Genomic DNA, 21931 nt, shown 5'->3' with positions numbered 1-21931 from the left:
ATTTAAAATGCACAACGGGTACTTTATAATATTTTAAAACATAATGAGCATAATCATCACCTTTTTTGATATAAAATAGGGTTTTAAAATCTTTAGAATTTATATTTCTTTTTTCGAAAAATTTTTCACTTTCTTTAATTAAATTAGAGTGAATTATCTGTTCATTTTCACAAGAATTAAATAAGAGAAATGTAAAAAGTATCAGAATAAAATATTTCATATTGGATTTATTGTTTATAAAAATATTATTTTTTTATAAACTTTAAAATTTCGTTCGATTCTTTTGTTTTTATATAATAAATTCCAGAAGCTAAGCTTTGACAATCAATCGTTATATTTGATTGATTATTAATACGAACCGATTGTACACTTTGTCCAACTGAATTGTAAATGAAAAGTATATTATTTTGAGTATTTAATTGTGTTTTATCAATACCAATTATAATTTTATCATTCGTAATATTTGCTGATTTTAACCAGATAAAAGGTTTTGATTCAATTGATTTTGTGCTCAAATTCTCATGAATTTTAAATTGCATGACAATAGGTAAATGATCGCTCATGTTATACAAATTAGTTCGTAAAGTTTGTGAGTAGGTACCCGTACAATTAGGATCTTTAACGTCTTTATTCAAACAATCTCCATTATTTCCATACGCTTTATAACTATTGTTTATAAAAGAAAAACGTGAGCTGTTTTTGAAATTTTCGCTCATCATAATAAAATCAAAGCGATCGTCCAAACCGCCACTTGCCCCTGCATTAGTTCCGCTTCCAAAACCTATGTTAGAAACGCGAGTACTTTGAGTGTGTAAATAGCTAAAAGCTGGATTGTCTTGCCAACTTCCAGGTGCATTTAATGGATCAATCATCAAAATAGCATTTGCTGGATTGATAATTTCTTGATATGCTGGTTCTGATGAATTATAAAAATTAAAATCTCCAGCAAAAAGAACATATGTATTAGGTTGCGTTAATTTTTTCAAGGATTTTGTGACTTCTTGCACCATTTCCAAACGCATTTGACGATTTGCAGGTCCTGTACTCGATTTTAGATGCGCAACAAAAACTTCTAAATGAATAGGATCGTTTGAAGTAATATTTAATTGAAAAGAATAATGATTGATGTCGCGATAAACTGTTGGGATTTTTTGTTGATTAACTAACGCCAATTTACGTGTATTATAAAAAACCATTGTTTGTAACGGATCATCTAATTTCGTTGTATCAGCTACAAAAAGTGCGCGAGCAAATTTATCAGGTTGATTTTGCAAAGATGTATTTAAGATTAAATCAGCGCCATTTTCTGTTACTAATTCACAAATCATAAATAAATCTGGTTTGTATTCGTCTAAAATATCTCTTAAGATCAATTGACGATTTTGAGGAAGTGAATTCGGAAATTTGAACACATTATAAAACATTGTATTTAATGTTTCTTGTGAAAAAATAGAAACCGAAAGGATTAAAAATAAAAGGAGTAAATTTTTTTTCATATCAATTGATTTTAGTTTTACACTTCAATTTTTTTTAAATCTAAGAAATTAATTTAGAATATCTTAAAGTTAATTATTATCAATTAAATAAAAAATTTTATTTCTGAAAACTGACGAATTTAAGAAGAATTATTTTAGTTAAATTATTGTGAGTTTTTAGATGGATTCAATAAATTATTTACTTGTATTGTTGATACAAAAAAAATCCAGTTCTTTTTAGAACTGGATTTTTGAAATATTTTATGAACGTGCTCGTCTGAAATATAAAAACAAAGTTAGTAATCCGAAGACGATGTTTGGTATCCATGAGGCGACAAGTGGAGACACATATCCTTTTTCGGAAAACGTAGATGTTGTTTGCGAAAAGAAAATGTAGACAAACGCTAGTGAGATACCAACTGCAAGATTGATTCCGATTCCTCCACGACGTTTTTTAGATGAAAGCGATAGAGCCAAAAGTGTCAAAATAATAGTTGAAAATGGACCGCTCAAACGATTATTTAATTCATTTTCGTATGTATTTACATTGGCAGAACCTTTTGCTTTTTGTTTCTGAATAAATTCATTCAATTCGAAGGTATTCATTGTTTCAGCAACATATTCTTCTGGTAAAATTTCGTCTGGAGAAGCTGGTAACTTCAAATTTGTATTGGCTTCGTAATTTAACTTTTCCGTTTTATCTTTGTTAATATCGCGCGTGTAAACACTCATTAATGCATAAGTAGAATCTTTGTCGTTCCAATTAAAACTTGAGGCAATGATTTGTTTTTTTAATTCAGTTGAATCAAATTTTTGGTAGACAAAAGAGCTTCCCAATTTTTCGGTTCTATCATAACTATCCACAAAAACATATTCTTTTGGGGAAATTTGCGAACCAATACGTTGTCTTTTGTAATATTCTTCCTTTTTTGAATTGCTGAGCATATGAACATACTCATATTTATTTTTTTTGATATTAGCCCATGGCAAAACAATGTTTCCAACAACTAAGGCTGAAACAGCTAAAAATATAGCCACCCAAACATATGGAAGGGTAAATCGATAAAAACTAATTCCACCCGAAAGTACACCTACAATTTCGGTTTGCATCGTTAAACGCGATGTAAAATAGATCACGGAGATGAAAACAGCAATCGGTAAAAAGGTGTTGATAATCCAAATTGACCAATAAGGGTAAAATTCGGTTAATGCAGAATATGCAGTAGAACCACTATCATTAATACGTCCTAATTTTTGACTAAGATCGACAATTACGGCGATAGTAGATAAAATCAAAACCATAAAGATGAAGGTTCCGATAAAGTTTCGGATGATGTATTTATCAATTATTTTCAAACTACAGACGTTGTTTTAATTGTGGAACAATTTGTTCTTTCCATTGAGCGAAATCTCCTGCTAAGATATGTTCTCTTGCCACTCTTACCAAATCTAAATAAAAGGCAAGGTTATGAACTGATGCAATTTGTTTTCCTAAAGCTTCGTTGGCATTGAACAAATGACGAACATAGGCTTTTGTGTAATAACTATCCACATAGCTAGTCCCGTTTTCGTCTAATGGTTCAAAACAATCTTTCCATTTTGCATTTTTCATATTCATAACACCATTCCACGTGAACAACATGGCGTTACGCGCATTACGAGTTGGCATAACACAGTCGAACATATCAACTCCTAAAGCAATACATTCGATGATATTCCAAGGTGTTCCAACTCCCATTAAATAGCGAGGTTTGTCTTGTGGAAGAATTTCTGTTACGATATCCGTCATTTCGTACATCACAGGTTCTGGTTCACCAACAGATAATCCACCAATTGCATTTCCTTCTGCACCGAAATCTGCAATATATTTTGCTGATTCTTGACGTAAATCTTTAAAATCGTTTCCTTGTACAATTGGGAACAGCGTTTGTTTGTGATCGTAATATTCAGGATTATTGTTTAACCAAGTTCTACAACGCTCCAACCAACGATGTGTAACATGCATGGCACGTTTCGCATCATGATATTTTGCAGGAATTCCTGTTAATTCATCAAAAGCCATAAAAATATCTGCTCCGATGTAACGTTGGATTTCCATTGATTTCTCTGGTGTAAACATATGGTAAGAACCATCGATATGCGATTTGAAACGCACACCTTCTTCAGATTTTTTACGACTTGTTGCTAAAGAATACACTTGGAATCCTCCAGAATCTGTTAAGATTGGTTTTTGCCAATTCATAAATTTATGTAATCCTTCCGCTCTGTGCAAAATATCAGTTCCTGGACGCAAATACAAATGATAAGTATTTCCAAGAATGATTTGGGCCTTAATATCTTCTTCTAACTCACGTTGGTGAACAGATTTTACTGTACCAACTGTACCAACAGGCATAAAAATAGGTGTTTCGATTCTACCATGATCGGTTTCTACAACACCAGCTCTTGCCTTAGAAAATTCGTCTTTTTTATCGATTGAAAATTTCATAGTGTGCAAAGATATTAATTGTTTAGCTTGTTGCGAGTTGGTTTCGAAAAAAATAACAAAAAAATAAGGATAAAGTAGCCTTTACCCTTATTTGGAAATTTTATGAAATGATTATTTTGTGAAACGTAATGACATTTTGCGATCAGAAGCTCTTTCTGAGTCAGAAGCTGTTTCAGCTACTTTTGCAAATTCTTCTCCGTAACCTTCGGCAGCAATAACTTGCGCACCAACACCACGTTTTGTTAATTCAGCTTTTAAGTAATCTGCTCTTTTTTGAGAGATTACTTTGTTTTTCGCATCATCACCAACTTTATCTGTGTATGCTCCAAGTTTAATTTTTGCAGTTGGATATTTTTTCAAAATTGCAGCAACATTATCTAATTGAACGTCAGAACCTGGCTCTAATTGATCTGTTTTACCAAAAACGAAGTTGACATTATCAAAGTTGAACCATTTTTCTTTCAATTGATCTTCTGTCATTGTTGCAAAATCTGGCGCTTTGATAAATTTGATAATTTGATCTTCTAATCCATTTGCGTATCCTTTCAAAGCAACACCATCTAAATCGATATCAGATAATTCTTTTGGCGCAGCGTTTAGAGAATCAGTATTCAATGAATCAACTACAATTTCAGTTTCTTCTGTAACAACTGTTTTTTCTTCGTCTTTATTACATTTTTTTAATAAGAAAAAGGCTGCTAAAGCAAGTAGGATCAATGGAATTAACCATTTCCAAAAACCTCCGCCACCATTGTTGTTATGAGTTTCTGCGTAAGCATCAACTGGCGCTACATAAGGTTTTTCTTCCGGTTCTACATCAACTACTTTTCTTGTTTCTGTAATAGTTTCAGTTACATGATCTTTTGCAACATCTATTGTTTCAGTGATTTTAGGCGCATCATTAAACATTGTTCCTAAACCTAAAGCTCCAAGTCCTAAACCAGTTGGAATTAATCCTAAAATTTTATCTTTAATTCCTCCTAAAGATGAAAAGAAATCAGCTTCTGTTACATTGTTAAATTCGGCTTCTTTTCCAATGGATCCAAAGGTTGTTAAAGCTGTTAAGTCTAATAATTTTGAAGATGAACCTGTCGAAATCCCTGCATATTCAGCAATTTTAGAAACGATTGGTTGCGCATTTGAACCAAAAATAACATTGATTAATTCTTTGATCGTGTCTGGTGTTTCTTGTTCTGTAGAGATATTTGCTAATCCACGAGAAGCACCAAAAGATTTGATGGTATGAAATAAACCAGTTGTTGAATTCTTTTTTTCTAAAACACCTCCTAAAAGAATAGGAATAAATGCATTGATTGCTTTAGAAATTCCCGATTCATTTTCACCTAATTCTGATGAAGTTTTCGAGATCAAATCTGGGGTAATATACCCTTTTACTAATTCAATAATGTTCATAGATTTTAATTTTTAATTATAGTCCTTTTTTAGTTGTAATTTATTATTAACGAATATTGTACCAATATTCATGTTTATTAAAAATAGTTAAAAAAAATGATAATTTTTCTATTTTTTTGAAAAGATGTTAGATTGGAACTAATTTTATCAACTGAATTACTAATAAAAAGAATAATTATGCAAGAGCAAGACAAAGTAGATAGTTTGCAAGATGTAATAACAACACCATTTAAGGATTTAGAAAACTTTACACAATGGTTATTAACGAAAGGTTCTGAAGTTGGATGGAGCTTAGTTTCTGCTTTATTAACCTTAATAATTGGTTTTTGGGTAACAGGTAAACTTGTCAAGTTAATCGAAAAAAGAATGGTTGCACGAAATGTCGATTTATCAATTCGCACGTTTTTAATTCCAATTCTTAATATATTATTCAAAGCTATTGTATTAACTTTTGTTGTAGGGCGATTAGGTTTTAATGCTTCTGGTTTTGTTGCAGCTTTAGGAGGTGTTGGTTTAGCAGTTGGTTTAGCTTTACAAGGATCTTTGTCAAATTTTGCAGCAGGAATTTTAATTATTCTTTTCAAACCTTTTAAAGTTGGGGATTATATAGTATCGCAAGGAAATGAAGGAAGTGTAGAGTCGATAAATTTACTAAATACAGTAATTGCAACTGCAAAAGGACAGATCATAACTTTGCCAAACGGAAATTTATTTAACAATCCAATTACCAATTATTCTGTAAAAGAATATCGTCGATTAGATGTAAATGTTGGTATTTCTTATGATGATGATTTTGACAAAGCGCGCGAAGTTTTGTTGAATGTTTTAGAGAAAAATGAATTGGTTGATGATACACAATCTAAAACGGTTGAGATTCTAGAATTTGCTGCAAGTTCTGTGAATTTGGCTGTGCGTTGTTATGTGAAAAATAGTGATTATTGGACGGCTTATTGGCAATTGTATCGCGCGGTGAAATATGCGTTAGACGACAATAATATCTCGATGCCTTATCCACATACAGAAATGATTATTAAAAACGAATCGAACTCGTCAACAATTCCTTTCGAGAACAAAGATTAATGAAGTATTTACTTACCATATTATCAATTTTTTCGTCTGTGCATCTTTTTGCGCAGACCGAATTAATTGAGAAACATCTCAATTCAGATTTCTATTCCACTCAATTCACGGGATTTTATTTGTATGATCCAATTACGAAAGAAGAAATTTATAATTATAACGGAAACAAATTTTTTATTCCAGCTTCTAACACCAAAATTTTTACGTTGTATACAGCGATGAAAATGTTAAATGATTCGATTCCTGCATTCAAATATCAGTTGATTGGTGACGAATTGCATATCGAAGGAACTGGAGATCCAACTTTTTTGCATCCAAAATATAAAAATACACGAGCGTTAGATTTCCTGAAAAATAATGGTTCTAAAATTGTTTTTCATTGGAATAATTTCGACGAAGAATCTTTTTTACCAGGTTGGACTTGGGACGATTTTAGAAAAGATTATGCACCAGAAAGAAGTCAGTTTCCGATTCATGAAAATTTAGTTTCAATTTCGAAAAATGGAAGTTCAATCAAAACATTTCCGACATATTTTGAAGAATTAACAGAAATTAGAGAAATGCCAGAGCCGAGGAATTTCTATGACAATAAATTTTATATCAGCAATAAAAAACGAACAGAAAAAGTTCCTTTTATTGTGAATGAAATGGTGATAGAAAAATCGTTGTCGCAAATTTTGGGAAAACCTGTTGATATGGTCAAAACGCCAATGGTTAATAATCCGAAAGTGTTTTATAGTCAGAAATCAGATGATGTTTACCGCGAAATGATGGAAAATAGCGATAATTTTTTGGCAGAACATTTATTGATTTTAGCTTCGAGTACTTTACCAGGAAAACTGAGCGCTTCTGAAACGATTACCTTTTCGAAAAGATATTTGTTGAATGATTTGAAACAACAACCAGAATGGTTTGACGGTTCGGGATTATCGCGTTATAATTTGTTTACACCACAAAGTTTTGCACAAGTTTTAGGGAAAATGTATAACGAATTTCCTGAGCAACGTTTGTTTTCTATTTTCCCAATCGGTGGTAAAACGGGAACAATCAAAAATAGATACAAAGATTCGGCGCAACCTTATATTTATGCCAAAACAGGAACGTTGAACAATAATGTAACGTTGAGTGGTTATTTGAAAACGAAATCTGGAAGAACGTTAATTTTTAGTTTGATGAATAATAATTCAATCAAAGATTTATCTTGGATTCGAAATGAGAATGAAAAGTTATTGCGAATTATTAGAGATAATTATTAAGCATATTTGAAATAAAAAAGCCTTCCAAAATCGGAAGGCTTTTGCTTTATTAGAAAGACATCTTTATGGTGTCGTTATTTCCTGTTAATACTTTTGTGTCTTTTTTATTTTTGACATCAAAGGTTACAATGTTTTGTTGATCATTAAAAATATCTGTCAACAAAGCTACTTTTAGTTCTATCGAGTTGATATTAGAAATTTTATCAAACTTAAAAAAAACTCGTGTCGATTTATCATTTACCTGATAACCATAATAAGAAGTTCCCAAAGCTTTACCATTTACTTTGACATCAACTTTACTATTTACATACGCTTTCAACTTGTTTTCGAAGTTAGATTTGTTCGAAACATCTGCACCAACGGCTTTTTCCAACTGATTGGTAAATGAACGTGCAGTGATATTTAAAGTTCCGGTTTCTTGTTCGTAATCAACCTTGATATTTGCTGTATGAAAATCTTGAGCGTTTAGGTTAAAAGTTACTAAAACCAAAAGCAAAGAGAATAGATATTTTATATATTTCATTTTATTTCTTAGTTTGTACAAGTCTATTTCAAATCGAGTGCCAAAGATTCTTAAAATTTAAAAGAAAGCTTTAGCGACTTGTTAATAACGAAATTAGAATAAAAAAATTATAAATCACATAAAAATATAAAAAGAGTATTAATAACTTAATACTCTTTTCTATGAATTTATTCTAAATTTTTAAGCAAACCAAACATGGTAAGGAATTCTACTTAAAATACAAACTAAACCAATAATTGCAAAGACTGCAACGCTCATTGGTACAGTTGTAGATCGTTTCAATTTTGCATTCGCAATTGTCATAAAAACAACACCTGCAATCATCATCATAGGGTGTTCAACAAAAGTTAATCTCAAGCCAGAATCTTTCATTATTCCTGATGGTTCCAAAGCAGAAAACATCATAATATAGTAGACTAATCCAAGTAATAATTGAACGTGAAAAGTAATGGTTGTAAATAACCCGATTTTTTTAATTGTTGCGTTTGTATCTTTTTTAGAAATCGCATAAATTAATGTTGAAATCACAAAGATAACGCCCATCAAAATCACAAGATAAGCCCAGCCACTATGAAATTGTTTGATAAAATCCATTTTTCTAATTTTAGTTTTTCAATACAAAAATAATAAACCTTTTTACATAAATACTATTTGATGATATTTATGTGTTTTCAGAACAGTTTTTTAGATTAATCAAAATCTCGTAATTTCGCGCAAAATATATCCGAAATGGGAAAAGATAAAATCAGAAGATTTAACGAAAATAAAACTTTTCAGAATGTTGTGCAACCGACACGAGAAGAGGCGATTAACGAGTTTGCATTAAAAGGAAATTGGAACAAAGAATTTTTCAAGAACGATAATCCAATTGTGTTAGAACTTGGATGCGGAAAAGGAGAATATACAGTTGCAATGGCACGTCGTGACAAGGATCGTAATTTTATCGGAGTAGATATTAAAGGATCAAGATTTTGGCGTGGTGCTAAGACTTGTTTGGATGAAGGAATTGAAAATGCTGGATTTCTTCGAACTCAAATCGAAATTATCGATCATCTTTTTGCTGAAAATGAAGTGAGTGAAATTTGGATTACTTTCCCAGATCCACAAATCAAATACAGAAGAACAAAACATCGTTTAACAGATCCTGAATTTTTGAGACGTTATAATACTATCTTGAAACCAGAAGGAACAGTAAACTTAAAAACGGATTCTGAATTTTTACACGGATATACACATGGTGTTATTCACATCGAAGGGCACGAAGTGATTCGTTCTACACACGATGTTTATCACCCAGATCATTCGGATATTCCAGCAATTGTAACAGCTGTACAAACATATTATGAATCGAAATTTTTGGAAGAAGGTAAAAAGATTACCTATATAAAATTTCAATTAAAATATTAATAAAAAAATCCATCTTTTGATGGATTTTTTTATTTGAAATAAATTTGATAAAAGTTTATTAATCATATATTTGTTTTACACTAATATGATTTTTTATGAAAACTAAACTTTTACTACTTACCACATTTTTATTGAATGGGCTTTATTCTTTTGCGCAATCCAGAGAAAATTTCATTTTTGCGACAATGGAGACTGAGAATGCCGCTTTTTTACAAAAAAATCATGCGGATTCTATTGAAATAATTTCTTCAAAAAATAATTTTTCTGCTATTTATTTTCATCCAGAAATTGCTGAAAGTTTACATGGGAAATTTGCCCATGGACATGGTTATATTTTTAGAAATTCGAAAGAAGATGCACTACAATCACTTCAAGAAAAGCCATCTCAGAAAAAAGCACCTTTCAATTATACAATATCAGAACAAACTTTTATAACTACGGCATTGAATGATGTTGATGTCAAAGAAATTGAGAAAACAATTTTGATGTTAGAAGATTTCAAAACGCGTTATCATACACGACAAGAAGCAAATAATGCGGTTCTTAAATTGAAAGAAGTTTGGGTGAAAATGATTGCTGATGCAGGACGAACTGACGTATTTGTAAGAATCGTTGATCATGTGAATACGCCAATGAAGTCGTTGATTTTGACTTTTAATGGAATTGAAAAGAAAGATGAATTTGTGATTATTGGAGGTCATGCCGATTCGACTGTTGGTTGGAATGCAAATCAAACTTTTGCACCAGGAGCAGATGATAATGCATCTGGAATTGCAACAATTACAGAAGTTTTGCGTGTGTTGTTAAAAAATAATTTCAAACCGCAACGAACTACCGAAATTATGGCTTATGCAGCAGAAGAAATAGGTTTAGTAGGGTCGAAAGAAATTGCAAAAAAATATGCTTCGGAGAATAAAAATGTAATAGGTTATGTGCAATTTGATATGACGAATTACAAAGGTTCTGCAAAGGATGTTGTTTTGATGACGGATGCTTATTGTGATGCGAATCTCAATTCGTTTTTGATGAAATTGATGTACGAATATAACACAACTGGTTTGCATCAATTTACATATGATACGTCAAAATGTGGTTATGGATGTTCTGATCATTTTAGTTGGTACGAAAATGGTTTTGCAGCAACTTTACCTTTTGAAGCTAAAATGGGAGAAGATAATCCTTATATACATTCTGTAAACGATACCTATGCTTCAATGGGAAGTACGTCTACACACGCAGCAAAATTTACGAAATTAGGAATTGAATATGTGGTTGAAGCGGCTAAGACCTCAACTTTAGGAACAAATGATGTCGATAAAAATTCGTCTAAAATTTTTGTTTCAAATAAAATATTGAGTTATCAACTAAATTTTAATGCATCAATTTCGATAAAAATTATAGATGCAACTGGACGAACTGTTAAAATGTTTAATTCTGATCAATCAAACGGAAGTGTAAATTTGTCTAATTTATCAACAGGGTTTTATATAGCTACAATTAATGACAATCAAGGAAATTCTATTTCTCATAAATTTGTATTGAAGTAAAATTCAAACGAAATAAAAAACAAAAAGCAAGCTTAATTTAGCTTGCTTTATATTTTTAAAATTTATCTAAATCTTAGTTATTCAAACTTTGTAAGTAAGAAACCCAACCTAAAGTTTGGTATTCTTTAGCTGCAGTTTTTACATCAGCAGCTTTGTAAATTCCACGACCAACAATCATAAAGTCTGTGTGGTAATTTTTGAAAACCAATTCAGGCGTATTGTACTGTTGTCCTTTATTATCTCCAGTCGAAGAAATATTAACACCAGGTGTAAACAACAACAAGTTATCAGGAATTTGGCGTTGCGCAACAGCTCCCAAAACATTTCCAGATTGTTCCGAAACATTAATTGCTTTTGTAAAGTAATAATCGTCTGTCAATGTTCCTTTCGAAGACATTTCTACAATTGTGATTACGCCTGTATTTTCGAAAACTTTTAATGATTCTAAACCTCCAATTGGATGAACAGTTACTAAATCTGCCCAATCAGAAATTTTATAAATCGATTTCTTGAATTGTAATTCTTGTGTATTTCCGATATCACCAAATTTACGGTCTTCGAATAATAAGAATTCTTTTTCGCGTGCGATTTTTTTCAATTCAACAATTAAATTGTCCGAAAAATCTTGAATAATATCTGAATGTAATTTTAAAGCAACAACATGATCACCAACTTTACCAGCGAAATCAATAATTTCTTCAGAAGTAATTAAATCAGCAGAAGCAATCAAGTTTGATTGTTTTTTAAGTGCTAATTCAACTAAACGTTTTCCAACTGGATGTACAATTTTTTTGTTTTCCAATGCAATACGTTGTTTTGCAGGAGCCGCTTCTGGAGGTAAAGCTAAAAAGTCTTTGATTTTTTTCGCTTCATCATCACTCAAACGGTGATATTTATGTAAAATATCGATTACTTCGTGAATTGTAAATAACGTTTTCACGTTGTACCCTTGTTCTTTTAATTTGTCTGAACCACCTTGTGCACGGTCTAAAACAACAACCAAATCTTTTACACGTAAACCTTCGCGTTCAACTTGATCAATTGTTTCTAATAAAGATTGTCCAGATGTAATTACATCTTCTACTAAAAGACAAGATTGTCCTTCTGCAAAAACACCTTCTACCATACGTTTAGTACCGTAACCTTTGTTTTCTTTACGTTTGATAATCAAAGGAATATTCGATGTTAAACTCATTGTAGTCGCCATTGGCAAAGCTGCGTAAGGCACACCACAAATCAAGTCATATTCTACATCTTCTACTAAATCTAATAAATTGTTTGCTAAAGTTTTTAGTAATTGTGGACTAGAAGCCAAAGGTCTTAAATCGACATAGAAAGGAGATTCTATACCACTTTTTAAAGTAAAATTTCCAAATTTTATAATTCCCAGCTCGTAAGCTTTCAATAAAAAATCTTCTCTTGGTTGCATCTGTGTAATGTTTGAGCAAAGTTAATAGGTTTTTGAGTCATTTATGGCATTTTCACGAAAATTAATTTTAAGATGAATAAAAATTGAATATTTATACTGATTTGATTTATAATTTGTTCGAAAAATGAAATATTATGTATTTAAAATAAATGAAAATTTTTAATTAATGTTATTTTTTATTGAATCAATAGTACATCTTATGTTTTCTAAATCTTCTTCGCTATTAAATGTAAAATTATCACCAAAAGGATCAATAGCTCTTGATATAAAAAAGAACTTTTTGTTATTTATTTTGATATAATTTAAATATGGAAGTACAAATTGATTAATTTCTTGAACTTCATTAAGATTAAATGTTTTTTTTGAAAATACCTTTTTAATTGTAAGTTGGTTAATGTTATTATCTAACACTATTTCATTAATCTGATAATTAATCCGAATAAAAACACATAAAATTAGTATAAATGAAATACAAAAAATCAAGACATCATATTTATTTTTTACAATTATTTCGTCTAAATAAGTGAAAATAATTACTGAAGTAAATAGAATTAATATGTTTAAAACAATTATAATAAGCACATTATAAAAACTATTATATTTTCTACTAATATATTCTTTCATTTATAAGAATTAAATATTTACGTAAAAATATAATTTTTATGTAATTCAGAAAAGAAGTTTTCGTTCTACATTTTATAATAAAACTTCATAAAATAACTTTACTTTTGAAATCTATACAAACACAAATGAAAAAATATATATTCGCTAGCATCGCTTTTGTAAGTATGTTGGTTTCGGCACAAGAAACACCTTTCAAATTTAAGGAATTAGTTAATAATTCTGCACTTCCTATTATTTCGCAAGGAAAAACGGGAACTTGTTGGTCATTTTCGACAACTTCTTTTTTAGAATCGGAAGTGAAGCGTTTGACAGGAAAAGATGTCGATTTATCGGAAATGTATAATGTGCGTTTTACTTATCCTGTAAAAGCGTATAATTATGTATATCGCCAAGGAAAAGCACAGTTTAGTCAAGGAGGTTTGTCGCATGATGTTTTAAATTCGGTTCGTAAAAATGGATTAGTTCCAAACGAAGTTTATGCAGGTTTTGCGAATGGAACAGATGTGAAGCATAACCACGAAATGTTGGTAAAAGATTTGAAAGTTGGATTAGATTCGATTGTAAAAAATCCTAAAAAATATTTAACAGCAGATTGGAAATCAAAATTTGATCAAAAATTGAATGATAAATTAGGTGTTCCTCCAACAAAATTTAAGTTCGAAGGAAAAGAATATACACCACAAGAATTTGCAAAAGCCTTGAAAATAAATCCTGATGATTATGTAACCTTGACATCTTTTCAGCAAGCGCCATATTATTCACAATTTATTTTACAAGTGCCAGATAATTTCTCAAATGGTTCATATTATAATTTACCATTAGATGAATACATGAAAGTATTGGACGAAGCGTTATATAAAGGATATACAGCGGCTTTTGATACAGATGTTTCTGAAAAAACATTTTCTAAAAAATATGGAATGGCAATTTGGCCTTCAGAAGGTTTAGAATCAGATTATTTTGTTCAGATTTTACCTGAAAAATGGGTTTCTGCTGATGAGCGTCAAGCTGCTTTTGAAGATTATTCGACAGAAGACGACCATTTAATGCATATTACGGGAATTTTGAAAGATCAATTGGGAAATCAATATTATGATGTGAAAAATTCTTGGGGAACAACAGATTTAGGAAATAATGGACATATTTATATGTCGAAACCATTTTTCAGAATGAAATCAATTGCTTTTACACTGCACAAAGATGCGTTGTCAAAAGAAGTGAAAAAGCAATTAGGTGTTAAATAAAATCACTCACAAATGAATACATTAGAACAAGCGATAGAAAAGTTAGATTATAAAGGTTATTTGGATGTTGAAATTCCAAAAGGAACTGATTTGATTGCGGAAATCAATAAATTACGCAAAGAGAAAAATGCGGTGATTTTGGCGCATTATTATCAGTCAGGAGAAATTCAGGATTTAGCAGATTATTTAGGTGATTCGTTACAATTGGCACGTGCTGCTGCAAAAACTGAAGCTGATATGATTGTTTTTTGTGGTGTTCATTTTATGGCAGAAGCTGCAAAGATTTTGAACCCTTCTAAAAAAGTTGTTTTACCCGATACAAAAGCGGGTTGTTCTTTAGCAGATTCTTGTTCGGCAGAAGGTTTACGTGGTTTGCGTGAGCAACATCCAAATGCGATTGTAGTGAGTTATATCAATTGTGATGCGGGTGTTAAAGCGGAATCAGATATTATTGTTACTTCTTCTAATGCGGAAGCGATTATTAATTCGTTGCCAGAAGAGCAAGAAATTATTTTTGCTCCAGATCGTAATTTAGGTCGATACTTAAATCAAGTTTGTAATCGCAAAATGATTTTGTGGGACGGTGCTTGTATTGTTCATGAAGCTTTTTCTTTGGAAAGAATTGCACAACAAATGGCAGATCATCCAAATGCAAAATTAATTGCGCATCCAGAAGCGCAAGAAGATTTATTGAAATTCGCACATTTTATTGGTTCAACTTCTCGTTTGTTAGATTATGTGGTAGAAAATGATGCACAAGAATTTATTGTGGCAACGGAAGAAGGAATTTTACACGAAATGCAAAAACTTGCGCCGAATAAAACATTAATTCCTGCATTAGTTCAAGATGAATCGTGTAATTGTTCTGAATGTTTTTACATGAAATTATCAACATTAGAAAAATTATATCTGTGCATGAAATATGAATTGCCAGAAATACAAATCGAAGAAGAGTTACGAGTGAAAGCTTTAGCTGCAATTAATAGAATGTTAGATTTATCAGAAAAAATCAAATAATGGCTATTCAAGATGTTTTAGTCATTGGTTCTGGAATTGCTGGACTTTCTTATGCGCTGAAAATTGCGATTCGAAATCCTGATGCAAAAATTACCATTGTAACCAAAGCAAATAAAGACGAAACCAATACCAAATATGCACAAGGTGGAGTCGCTGTTGTGAGCGATTTCGAGAAAGATAGTTTCGAGAAACATATCGAAGATACGCTTCGTGCTGGAGATGGTTTGTGTAAGTTGGAAGCGGTTGAGGTTGTCGTAAAGGAAGCGCCAGAACGCATCAATGAAATTATAAATTGGGGTGTTCGTTTCGATAAAAATAACGAAGGAATTTATGACCTTGGCCGTGAAGGTGGACACACAGAAAACCGAATTGTTCATCACAAAGATGTGACAGGTTGGGAAATTGAGCGCGCAATGTTAGAAGCGATCAAAGAATATCCAAATATTCAGGTTTTTACACATCATTTTGTGGTAGATTTGATTACAGAACATCATTTGAATCGTGATATAGCTCAGAAAACGACATGTTTTGGTGCATATATTTTAGATTTGAATACTGATAAAGTTGAGCAACATTTAGCCAAAGTAACCTTATTAGCAACGGGTGGAGTTGGTCATGTTTATAAAAATACAACGAATCCAATTATTGCAACTGGTGACGGAATTGGGTTGGCTCGACGTGCGAAAGCAACCGTTTCGGGAATGCAATTTATTCAGTTTCATCCAACGGCTTTTTACAGCGAATTTGATGGACAGTTATTTCTGATTTCGGAAGCAGTTCGTGGTTTTGGTGCGAAGTTGCGTACGAAAGATGGCCAGTTGTTTATGCACAAATATGATGAACGTGAAGAATTGGCTTCTCGTGATATTGTGGCGCGTGCGATTGATAATGAAATGAAATTGCGCGGAGATGATTATGTTTATATTGATTGTCGACACTTAGAGAAAGAAAAATTCTTGGAACATTTCCCTAATATTTACGAAAAATGTAAATCCGAAGGTTACGATATGTTTACCGAATTGGTTCCGGTTGTTCCAGCTTCACATTATTTATGTGGTGGAATTGACGTCGATTTAGAAGGAAAAACATCTATCGAGAATTTGTTTGCGGTTGGCGAATGTTCTAATACTGGTTTACATGGTGCAAATCGTTTGGCTTCGAATTCGTTGTTAGAAGCGATGGTTTTTGGCCATCGTGCAGCGTTGAAAACGGTCGACTTATTAAATGATAATCAATTTTCGATTTATAATTTTGAGTTTCCAGAATGGAACGAAGAAGGCATGAAAGTGCAAGAAGAATTAGTATTGATTTCTTATTTACGCAAACAATTACAAGCGATGATGAGCGAATTGGTTGGAATTGTACGAAGTGATAATCGTTTGCAAATTGCACAAAATCGTATCAATGAAATCGAGAAAATGGTCAAAGAAATTTATTATTTTACGATTGTTTCGCCTAAAATTTTAGAACTTCGAAATTTGGTTGATGTCGCACATTTAATCATTGAGCAAAGTATCAATCAAAAAGAAAATCGAGGAACTTTTTATAACAAAGATTTTAATTAATGAAGAAATTATTTCTGTTCGTTACATGTTTTGCAATGAGTTTTTCTTTTGCTCAAAATTCGAAAGAAAAACAAAACGTAAGTTTGACTTCTGGTAAAGAAGCCAAGAAAGCGGTTGTGTATTTTGGTTGTGAAAATCTAAAAGAAAATAGCGAGCTACAAGCATGTATGAACAAAAATTTGAATCAAGATATTCAAACTCAAATTTCATTCTTTTCTAATATTGCTGATTATCTTCATATCGAAACTGCTCAATCTAAATTAGGTTTTAAAATTAATGAAGATGGTAATTTTGAAGATGTCTCGACTGATGGTTCGAATCCAATTTTTAATAGTGTAGCATTGTCTAGTTTAGTTTTGTTGAATAATAAAATGGAGCGAGCTAATCTAAAAATAACTCCTGCAAAAGGAGTTGATGGAAAAGCAGTTGCAATGAAATATACAATGCCTTTACGTTACGAATCGGCAGAAAAAAATAATGATTTTGAGAAGTTCCCTTCGGAAAATCGTGTATTGTTTACTTTAAAAACTGATGAAGAAACGATTGAAGTAAGAATTGATAAAGAATTTAATTTAACAACTTTTGGTAATAACGGAAGTCGGGAATATTATTTAGGAAAGTTTTCTAATCTTTTCGAAATGGCTTCTATCGATCCTTATGCAACCGCTTTTGATGCGGCTTTCAAATCAGGAGCAATAGATATTACAAAAGGTAAAATTGATGACAAAGAATATAAACTTCAGATCAAAAATTTCTTCGAAAATGATCCTTCTGTACAAGTGTTGATTACGGTTGTGCGTGAAGAAAACGGGACTTGGGCCGAGTATTACGAATACAAAACCAAGAAAGAATTTAATCAATCAAAATTTGCATCCTTAACATATAGATAATGAATTTACCTCCATATATCACACAAGAAAAATTACAACTTTTTATTCGTCAAGCTTTTTTAGAAGATGTTGGTGATGGCGACCATTCAACGTTAGCGTCGGTTCCGTATGATGCAATTCAAGAAGCGGAATTGAAAGTGAAAGATAACGGAATAATTGCTGGAATTGAATTAGCAAAAATTATTTTCGATACGTTTGATCCATCTTTAAAAATAGAACAATATATAAATGATGGCGATAAAGTACAATTTGGTGATATTGCTTTCAAAGTGAAAGGGTCTTCACAATCAATTTTAACTTGCGAGCGATTAGCGTTGAATTGTATGCAACGAATGTCTGGTATTGCGACTTATGCACACCAAATGATGGAATTGGTAAGCGGAACAAATGCCAAAATTTTGGATACACGCAAAACAACACCTAATTTTCGTATGTTAGAAAAATGGGCTGTTAAAATTGGGGGCGCAGAAAATCATCGTTTTGGATTATACGATATGGTGATGTTAAAAGATAATCATGTTGATTTTTGTGGAAATATTACAAAAGCAGTTGCGCAAACCAAAGATTATTTAGCAAAACATCATTTACATTTAAAAATAGAAGTGGAAACGCGTAATATGGATGAGGTAAAAGAAGCTTTGGAGGCAAATGTAGATTTTATTATGTTGGATAATTTTGATCTCGAAACGATGAAAGAAGCGGTTCAATATATAAATGGACGAGTAAAAACAGAAGCTTCGGGTGGAATTACAAAAGAATCTGTTCGCGCAATTGCCGAAACTGGTGTTGATTTTATTTCTTCTGGCGCGATTATTCATTCAGCCCCCAACTTTGACTTGAGTTTAAAGGCTGTGAAAGCTTAGTTTTTTTAACATTTTAAATATTATCTTAGTTGTATCATACTAATCATGTCGTTTTAACGTTACTAGTATTGTGTATTAGTATAGATTATTAAAATTATATTAGTATTATTCTATAAATAAAAATGTTATTGGATAGTATTTTATTAATACTGATTCTAAATAATGGATTTTTGATTGATTTTTTCTCTTTTTTCTGAAAAAAAATCAGTGAATAAAGAAAAATAATGTTAAAAATTAACATTTACATTATGTTAATTTTTGATAAAATGTTAAATAATCTTTAAAACTTTACATGAATACTAGATCTAATTTACAATATTGATAATATATTGACTATTTTGAATAAAATATAATAATTAATATTTAAGATGTTAATTGATTTTGTAAAATTTTACCATAATTTAACAATAATCTCATTTAAAGTATAGAAATTTGCGGAAGTAAACTTTTAAACTATTTCAAAAGATGAGGTTAAACTCAACTAAGCTTTTACTAGTAGGAGCTTTTGCCTTAATGGCATCATTATCTTTCGCCCAAGTTGTTGAACCAACAGATTCTACAAAGGTTGAACAGGACGAAAACGTATCTTTAGGAGAAACATTAATCATTGGTAAAGGGGTTATCGATATCGTAGAGGATCGTAAAACACCAGTTGCTGTATCTACAATTAGTAAGGCAGCTATCGAAGATAAAGCGGTAGGAAATGTAGATTTCCCAGAAATCTTCGCTACAACTCCATCTGTATATGTTTCTGGACAAGCGGGAGGTTTTGGAGATTCTCAAATGTTTTTACGTGGATTTAGTAGTCAAAATACAGCTTACTTATTGAACGGACAACCAATTAATGGTATGGAAGATGGTAACTTGTATTGGTCTAACTGGTCTGCAATGACTGAAGTTGCAAATGCAGTTCAGATTCAACGTGGTTTAGGATCTTCTAAATTAGCTATTTCTTCTGTTGGTGGTACTGTAAATATGGTAACAAAAGCTACAGATAAAAAGCAAGGAGGTTTTGTAAGATTAAACACAGGTAACGATAGTTACATGAGTGCTACTATTTCTTACAATACAGGTATGAAAGGTAAATGGGGAGCTTCTTTCTTGTTTAACCAAACAACTATGCACAGATCTTGGGCTCAAGGAACAAATGCAAATTCACAAGCATACTTTGTTTCTGTAGGGTATAAACCAAACGATCGTCATAACATTAACTTTATGATTTTTGGTGCGCCACAAGAGCACGGACAAAACTATTCTACAAAAAACACTAAGCAATGGGCTGATGCAGAAAAGTATGGATACGGAAATAAATACAATACAACTTACGGATACTTCAACGGTAAAGGAGAAAATTTAAGAACTAACTTTTACCACAAGCCAGTAGCAAACTTAAACTGGGACTGGACAATTAATGAAAACATGAATTTGTCTACAGTGCTTTATGCTTCTACAGGTACTGGAGGAGGTACTTCTGGAGTTGGTAAAGCAACAAGTACATTGAAAAATGGATTAGTTGATTTTGATTTAATTCAAAGCAATAACTTATTAGATCCAGACGGTATTGGAAATAATGGAGGTAAAGATGCAAACGGAAAAACAGTATCGAATGGTGCTATCCGTACATCTGTTAATAATCACTTCTGGTATGGAGGTGTAACAAACTTAAACTTTGATACTAAAACAGGATGGAACTTTAACATAGGTGCTGATATCCGTTTCTATCATGGTAATCACTTCCAACAAATGAATAATTTGTTTGGATTAAAAGGTTGGTCTGAAGTAAATAAATCAAACAATCAAACAGTTGTTGTAACAGAAACTTTTGGAACAAATCCTTGGTCTGCATTATTCAAATCGGCTAAAAAAGATCAAAGAACAGCAAGAGATTATTCTGAAGATATTAACTATCAAGGAGCGTTTGGGCAAGTTGAATACTCTAATGATATTTTCACAGTATTTGGACAAGGAGCAATCTCTAATCAATTCTACCAAAAATTTGATACTTGGAACTACGGAGGTGTAGAAACAGCTTCTAAAAAAGTAAACAAAACAGGATGGAATGTAAAAGGAGGTTTATCTGTTAATATTAACGAGGAGAATACAGTTTTTGCTAACGCAGGACGTTATTCTCGTCAACCGTTCTTAGATAATGTATTCGAATACAACAAAGTTGATTTACGTGAGCCAAATGTAGATAACGAAGAAATTACAGGTTTCGAAGTTGGTTACAAATACGAAACAAGAGGTTTAAGAGTTAATATTAATGCTTACTCTACAAAATGGGGTAATCGTTTCTTAGGAATTTCAGGTTCTGTAACTCAACCAGATAACACAACTCGTCCTATTTATACATCTTATACAGATATCACACAATTACACAAAGGTGTTGAAGTTGATTTTGACGCTAAAGTTTCTCAAATGTTTAGCTTATATGGATTCGCATCTTACGGTGATTGGAAGTATGATGGAAAAACTCCATTTGAATCGATGTATACTGATGACGATACAATTTTCGAAAAAGGAAATGTTGATTTGACAGGAACTTATATCGGAGAAGCTGCTCAATTTACTTTCGGTTTGGGAACTAAAGTTAACTTTACAAGAAACTTATATTGGGATGTAGACTTTATGTACAATGCTCGTACTTATGGACAAGTTAATCCAGTAGATGTAGTTAAAAGTGCATTAAAAGGAGAGGTTTATCAAGCTGAAAAAATTGCACCTTTTGCAAAAGTTAATACAGGTGTTGCATATGAATTCAAATTTGGTAAACAAAAAATCAAATTTAGAGGGAATGTTCGTAACTTATTCAACGATCAATACGTAAGTAGAATTGATAGAAATGGATACGGATATGCAGTAGGTAGAACTTGGAATGCAGGTGTTACTTATAGCTTCTAATAAGAATTAAAATTTCTTAACATATTAAAGTGGGCTTAGTAATAAGTCCACTTTTTTTTATGAAGTATTGTGACTGAATTATTTGTCTTAAATTAATAAAACCTTAATATTTAATTTATAATAAATCTAAATAATTTTATTTTAAGAATAAATATTCATTTATTAATGAATTATTATACACATTGTTTTTTTTAAGTATTGTTGTTTGT

The 21931-nt window shown here is 31.5% G+C and carries 19 protein-coding genes; 10 read left to right on the top strand and 9 right to left on the bottom strand.

Annotated features, from left to right (window positions below):
* The 5 genes from B2X73_RS06490 to B2X73_RS06470 form a co-directional block, all read right to left on the bottom strand.
* The coding region (locus B2X73_RS06490) for a hypothetical protein (RefSeq protein WP_291060620.1) at positions 1-220 on the bottom strand (220 nt) is incomplete at its 3' end.
* Positions 221-245: 25 nt separating this feature from the next.
* Positions 246-1496, bottom strand: coding sequence for an endonuclease/exonuclease/phosphatase family protein (locus B2X73_RS06485; RefSeq protein WP_291096045.1), 1251 nt, complete (start codon positions 1494-1496; stop codon positions 246-248).
* Positions 1497-1736: 240 nt separating this feature from the next.
* Positions 1737-2831: an LptF/LptG family permease gene (locus B2X73_RS06480; RefSeq protein ID WP_291096043.1), complete on the bottom strand. Its 1095-nt coding sequence runs from the start codon at positions 2829-2831 to the stop codon at positions 1737-1739.
* A 1-nt stretch (position 2832) separates the two neighbouring features.
* On the bottom strand, positions 2833-3963 hold the full coding sequence (gene tgt / locus B2X73_RS06475) for a tRNA guanosine(34) transglycosylase Tgt (RefSeq protein ID WP_286495712.1): 1131 nt from the start codon (positions 3961-3963) through the stop codon (positions 2833-2835).
* Between the two features lie 111 nt (positions 3964-4074).
* Entirely contained in the window at positions 4075-5376 is a 1302-nt protein-coding gene (locus B2X73_RS06470) for an OmpA family protein (RefSeq protein ID WP_286495711.1), read from the bottom strand.
* Positions 5377-5553: 177 nt separating this feature from the next.
* Here B2X73_RS06470 and B2X73_RS06465 point away from each other — a divergent pair, with 177 nt between their 5' ends.
* The gene (locus tag B2X73_RS06465; protein WP_180905406.1) at positions 5554-6456 is read left to right on the top strand and encodes a mechanosensitive ion channel family protein; all 903 of its coding nucleotides are present in this window, start codon (positions 5554-5556) and stop codon (positions 6454-6456) included.
* On the top strand, positions 6456-7712 hold the full coding sequence (locus B2X73_RS06460) for a D-alanyl-D-alanine carboxypeptidase (protein WP_286495710.1): 1257 nt from the start codon (positions 6456-6458) through the stop codon (positions 7710-7712). Before B2X73_RS06465 ends, B2X73_RS06460 begins: the two co-directional genes overlap by 1 nt.
* Positions 7713-7761: 49 nt before the next feature.
* Here the strand turns inward: B2X73_RS06460 and B2X73_RS06455 are convergent, their stop codons facing one another.
* Together B2X73_RS06455 and B2X73_RS06450 are read right to left on the bottom strand one after the other, a co-directional pair.
* Positions 7762-8235, bottom strand: a complete 474-nt coding sequence (locus B2X73_RS06455) for a DUF6702 family protein (protein WP_286495709.1) — start codon at positions 8233-8235, stop codon at positions 7762-7764.
* A 180-nt stretch (positions 8236-8415) separates the two neighbouring features.
* Entirely contained in the window at positions 8416-8829 is a 414-nt protein-coding gene (locus B2X73_RS06450) for a hypothetical protein (protein ID WP_125349592.1), read from the bottom strand.
* Between the two features lie 135 nt (positions 8830-8964).
* Here B2X73_RS06450 and trmB point away from each other — a divergent pair, with 135 nt between their 5' ends.
* Both trmB and B2X73_RS06440 read left to right on the top strand, forming a co-directional pair.
* Positions 8965-9642: a tRNA (guanosine(46)-N7)-methyltransferase TrmB gene (gene trmB / locus B2X73_RS06445; RefSeq protein ID WP_286495708.1), complete on the top strand. Its 678-nt coding sequence runs from the start codon at positions 8965-8967 to the stop codon at positions 9640-9642.
* Positions 9643-9737: 95 nt separating this feature from the next.
* Entirely contained in the window at positions 9738-11189 is a 1452-nt protein-coding gene (locus B2X73_RS06440) for a M20/M25/M40 family metallo-hydrolase (RefSeq protein WP_291096041.1), read from the top strand.
* Positions 11190-11262: 73 nt separating this feature from the next.
* Here the strand turns inward: B2X73_RS06440 and B2X73_RS06435 are convergent, their stop codons facing one another.
* Together B2X73_RS06435 and B2X73_RS06430 are read right to left on the bottom strand one after the other, a co-directional pair.
* Positions 11263-12618, bottom strand: a complete 1356-nt coding sequence (locus B2X73_RS06435; protein WP_291096039.1) for an orotate phosphoribosyltransferase — start codon at positions 12616-12618, stop codon at positions 11263-11265.
* A gap of 159 nt (positions 12619-12777) precedes the next feature.
* A complete protein-coding gene (locus tag B2X73_RS06430) occupies positions 12778-13242 on the bottom strand; it encodes a hypothetical protein (RefSeq protein ID WP_291059309.1) in 465 nt (154 codons plus the stop codon).
* A 125-nt stretch (positions 13243-13367) separates the two neighbouring features.
* Here B2X73_RS06430 and B2X73_RS06425 point away from each other — a divergent pair, with 125 nt between their 5' ends.
* The 6 genes from B2X73_RS06425 (at position 13368) to B2X73_RS06400 (ending at position 21722) form a co-directional block, all read left to right on the top strand.
* Positions 13368-14486, top strand: a complete 1119-nt coding sequence (locus B2X73_RS06425; RefSeq protein WP_291059307.1) for a C1 family peptidase — start codon at positions 13368-13370, stop codon at positions 14484-14486.
* A gap of 12 nt (positions 14487-14498) precedes the next feature.
* Positions 14499-15503: a quinolinate synthase NadA gene (gene nadA / locus B2X73_RS06420; RefSeq protein WP_286495703.1), complete on the top strand. Its 1005-nt coding sequence runs from the start codon at positions 14499-14501 to the stop codon at positions 15501-15503.
* Positions 15503-17068: an L-aspartate oxidase gene (gene nadB / locus B2X73_RS06415; RefSeq protein ID WP_291096038.1), complete on the top strand. Its 1566-nt coding sequence runs from the start codon at positions 15503-15505 to the stop codon at positions 17066-17068. The genes nadA and nadB overlap by 1 nt, the downstream gene beginning before the upstream one ends.
* Positions 17068-17958, top strand: a complete 891-nt coding sequence (locus tag B2X73_RS06410) for a hypothetical protein (protein ID WP_291096036.1) — start codon at positions 17068-17070, stop codon at positions 17956-17958. The genes nadB and B2X73_RS06410 overlap by 1 nt, the downstream gene beginning before the upstream one ends.
* Complete coding sequence (nadC, locus tag B2X73_RS06405) at positions 17958-18821, top strand: carboxylating nicotinate-nucleotide diphosphorylase (RefSeq protein WP_291096034.1); 864 nt, start codon at positions 17958-17960, stop codon at positions 18819-18821. Before B2X73_RS06410 ends, nadC begins: the two co-directional genes overlap by 1 nt.
* Positions 18822-19286: 465 nt before the next feature.
* On the top strand, positions 19287-21722 hold the full coding sequence (locus B2X73_RS06400) for a TonB-dependent receptor (RefSeq protein WP_291059306.1): 2436 nt from the start codon (positions 19287-19289) through the stop codon (positions 21720-21722).
* Positions 21723-21931 lie beyond the last annotated feature (209 nt).

The organism is Empedobacter sp. UBA7252 (assembly GCF_002472765.1).
Taxonomy (GTDB): Bacteria; Bacteroidota; Bacteroidia; order Flavobacteriales; family Weeksellaceae; genus Empedobacter; species Empedobacter falsenii_B.
Note: the sequence above shows the minus strand (reverse complement) of the source record. Positions and strands in the feature narration are given on the sequence as shown.

Excerpts from the sequence above, each read along its gene's own strand:
- B2X73_RS06485 (WP_291096045.1), bottom strand. The coding sequence starts at position 1,496 with ATGAAAAAAAATTTACTCCTTTTATTTTTAATCCTTTCGGTTTCTATT.
- tgt (WP_286495712.1), bottom strand. The coding sequence starts at position 3,963 with ATGAAATTTTCAATCGATAAAAAAGACGAATTTTCTAAGGCAAGAGCT.
- B2X73_RS06470 (WP_286495711.1), bottom strand. The coding sequence starts at position 5,376 with ATGAACATTATTGAATTAGTAAAAGGGTATATTACCCCAGATTTGATC.
- B2X73_RS06465 (WP_180905406.1), top strand. The coding sequence starts at position 5,554 with ATGCAAGAGCAAGACAAAGTAGATAGTTTGCAAGATGTAATAACAACA.
- B2X73_RS06460 (WP_286495710.1), top strand. The coding sequence starts at position 6,456 with ATGAAGTATTTACTTACCATATTATCAATTTTTTCGTCTGTGCATCTT.
- B2X73_RS06455 (WP_286495709.1), bottom strand. The coding sequence starts at position 8,235 with ATGAAATATATAAAATATCTATTCTCTTTGCTTTTGGTTTTAGTAACT.
- B2X73_RS06450 (WP_125349592.1), bottom strand. The coding sequence starts at position 8,829 with ATGGATTTTATCAAACAATTTCATAGTGGCTGGGCTTATCTTGTGATT.
- trmB (WP_286495708.1), top strand. The coding sequence starts at position 8,965 with ATGGGAAAAGATAAAATCAGAAGATTTAACGAAAATAAAACTTTTCAG.
- B2X73_RS06440 (WP_291096041.1), top strand. The coding sequence starts at position 9,738 with ATGAAAACTAAACTTTTACTACTTACCACATTTTTATTGAATGGGCTT.
- B2X73_RS06435 (WP_291096039.1), bottom strand. The coding sequence starts at position 12,618 with ATGCAACCAAGAGAAGATTTTTTATTGAAAGCTTACGAGCTGGGAATT.
- B2X73_RS06430 (WP_291059309.1), bottom strand. The coding sequence starts at position 13,242 with ATGAAAGAATATATTAGTAGAAAATATAATAGTTTTTATAATGTGCTT.
- B2X73_RS06425 (WP_291059307.1), top strand. The coding sequence starts at position 13,368 with ATGAAAAAATATATATTCGCTAGCATCGCTTTTGTAAGTATGTTGGTT.
- nadA (WP_286495703.1), top strand. The coding sequence starts at position 14,499 with ATGAATACATTAGAACAAGCGATAGAAAAGTTAGATTATAAAGGTTAT.
- nadB (WP_291096038.1), top strand. The coding sequence starts at position 15,503 with ATGGCTATTCAAGATGTTTTAGTCATTGGTTCTGGAATTGCTGGACTT.
- B2X73_RS06410 (WP_291096036.1), top strand. The coding sequence starts at position 17,068 with ATGAAGAAATTATTTCTGTTCGTTACATGTTTTGCAATGAGTTTTTCT.
- nadC (WP_291096034.1), top strand. The coding sequence starts at position 17,958 with ATGAATTTACCTCCATATATCACACAAGAAAAATTACAACTTTTTATT.
- B2X73_RS06400 (WP_291059306.1), top strand. The coding sequence starts at position 19,287 with ATGAGGTTAAACTCAACTAAGCTTTTACTAGTAGGAGCTTTTGCCTTA.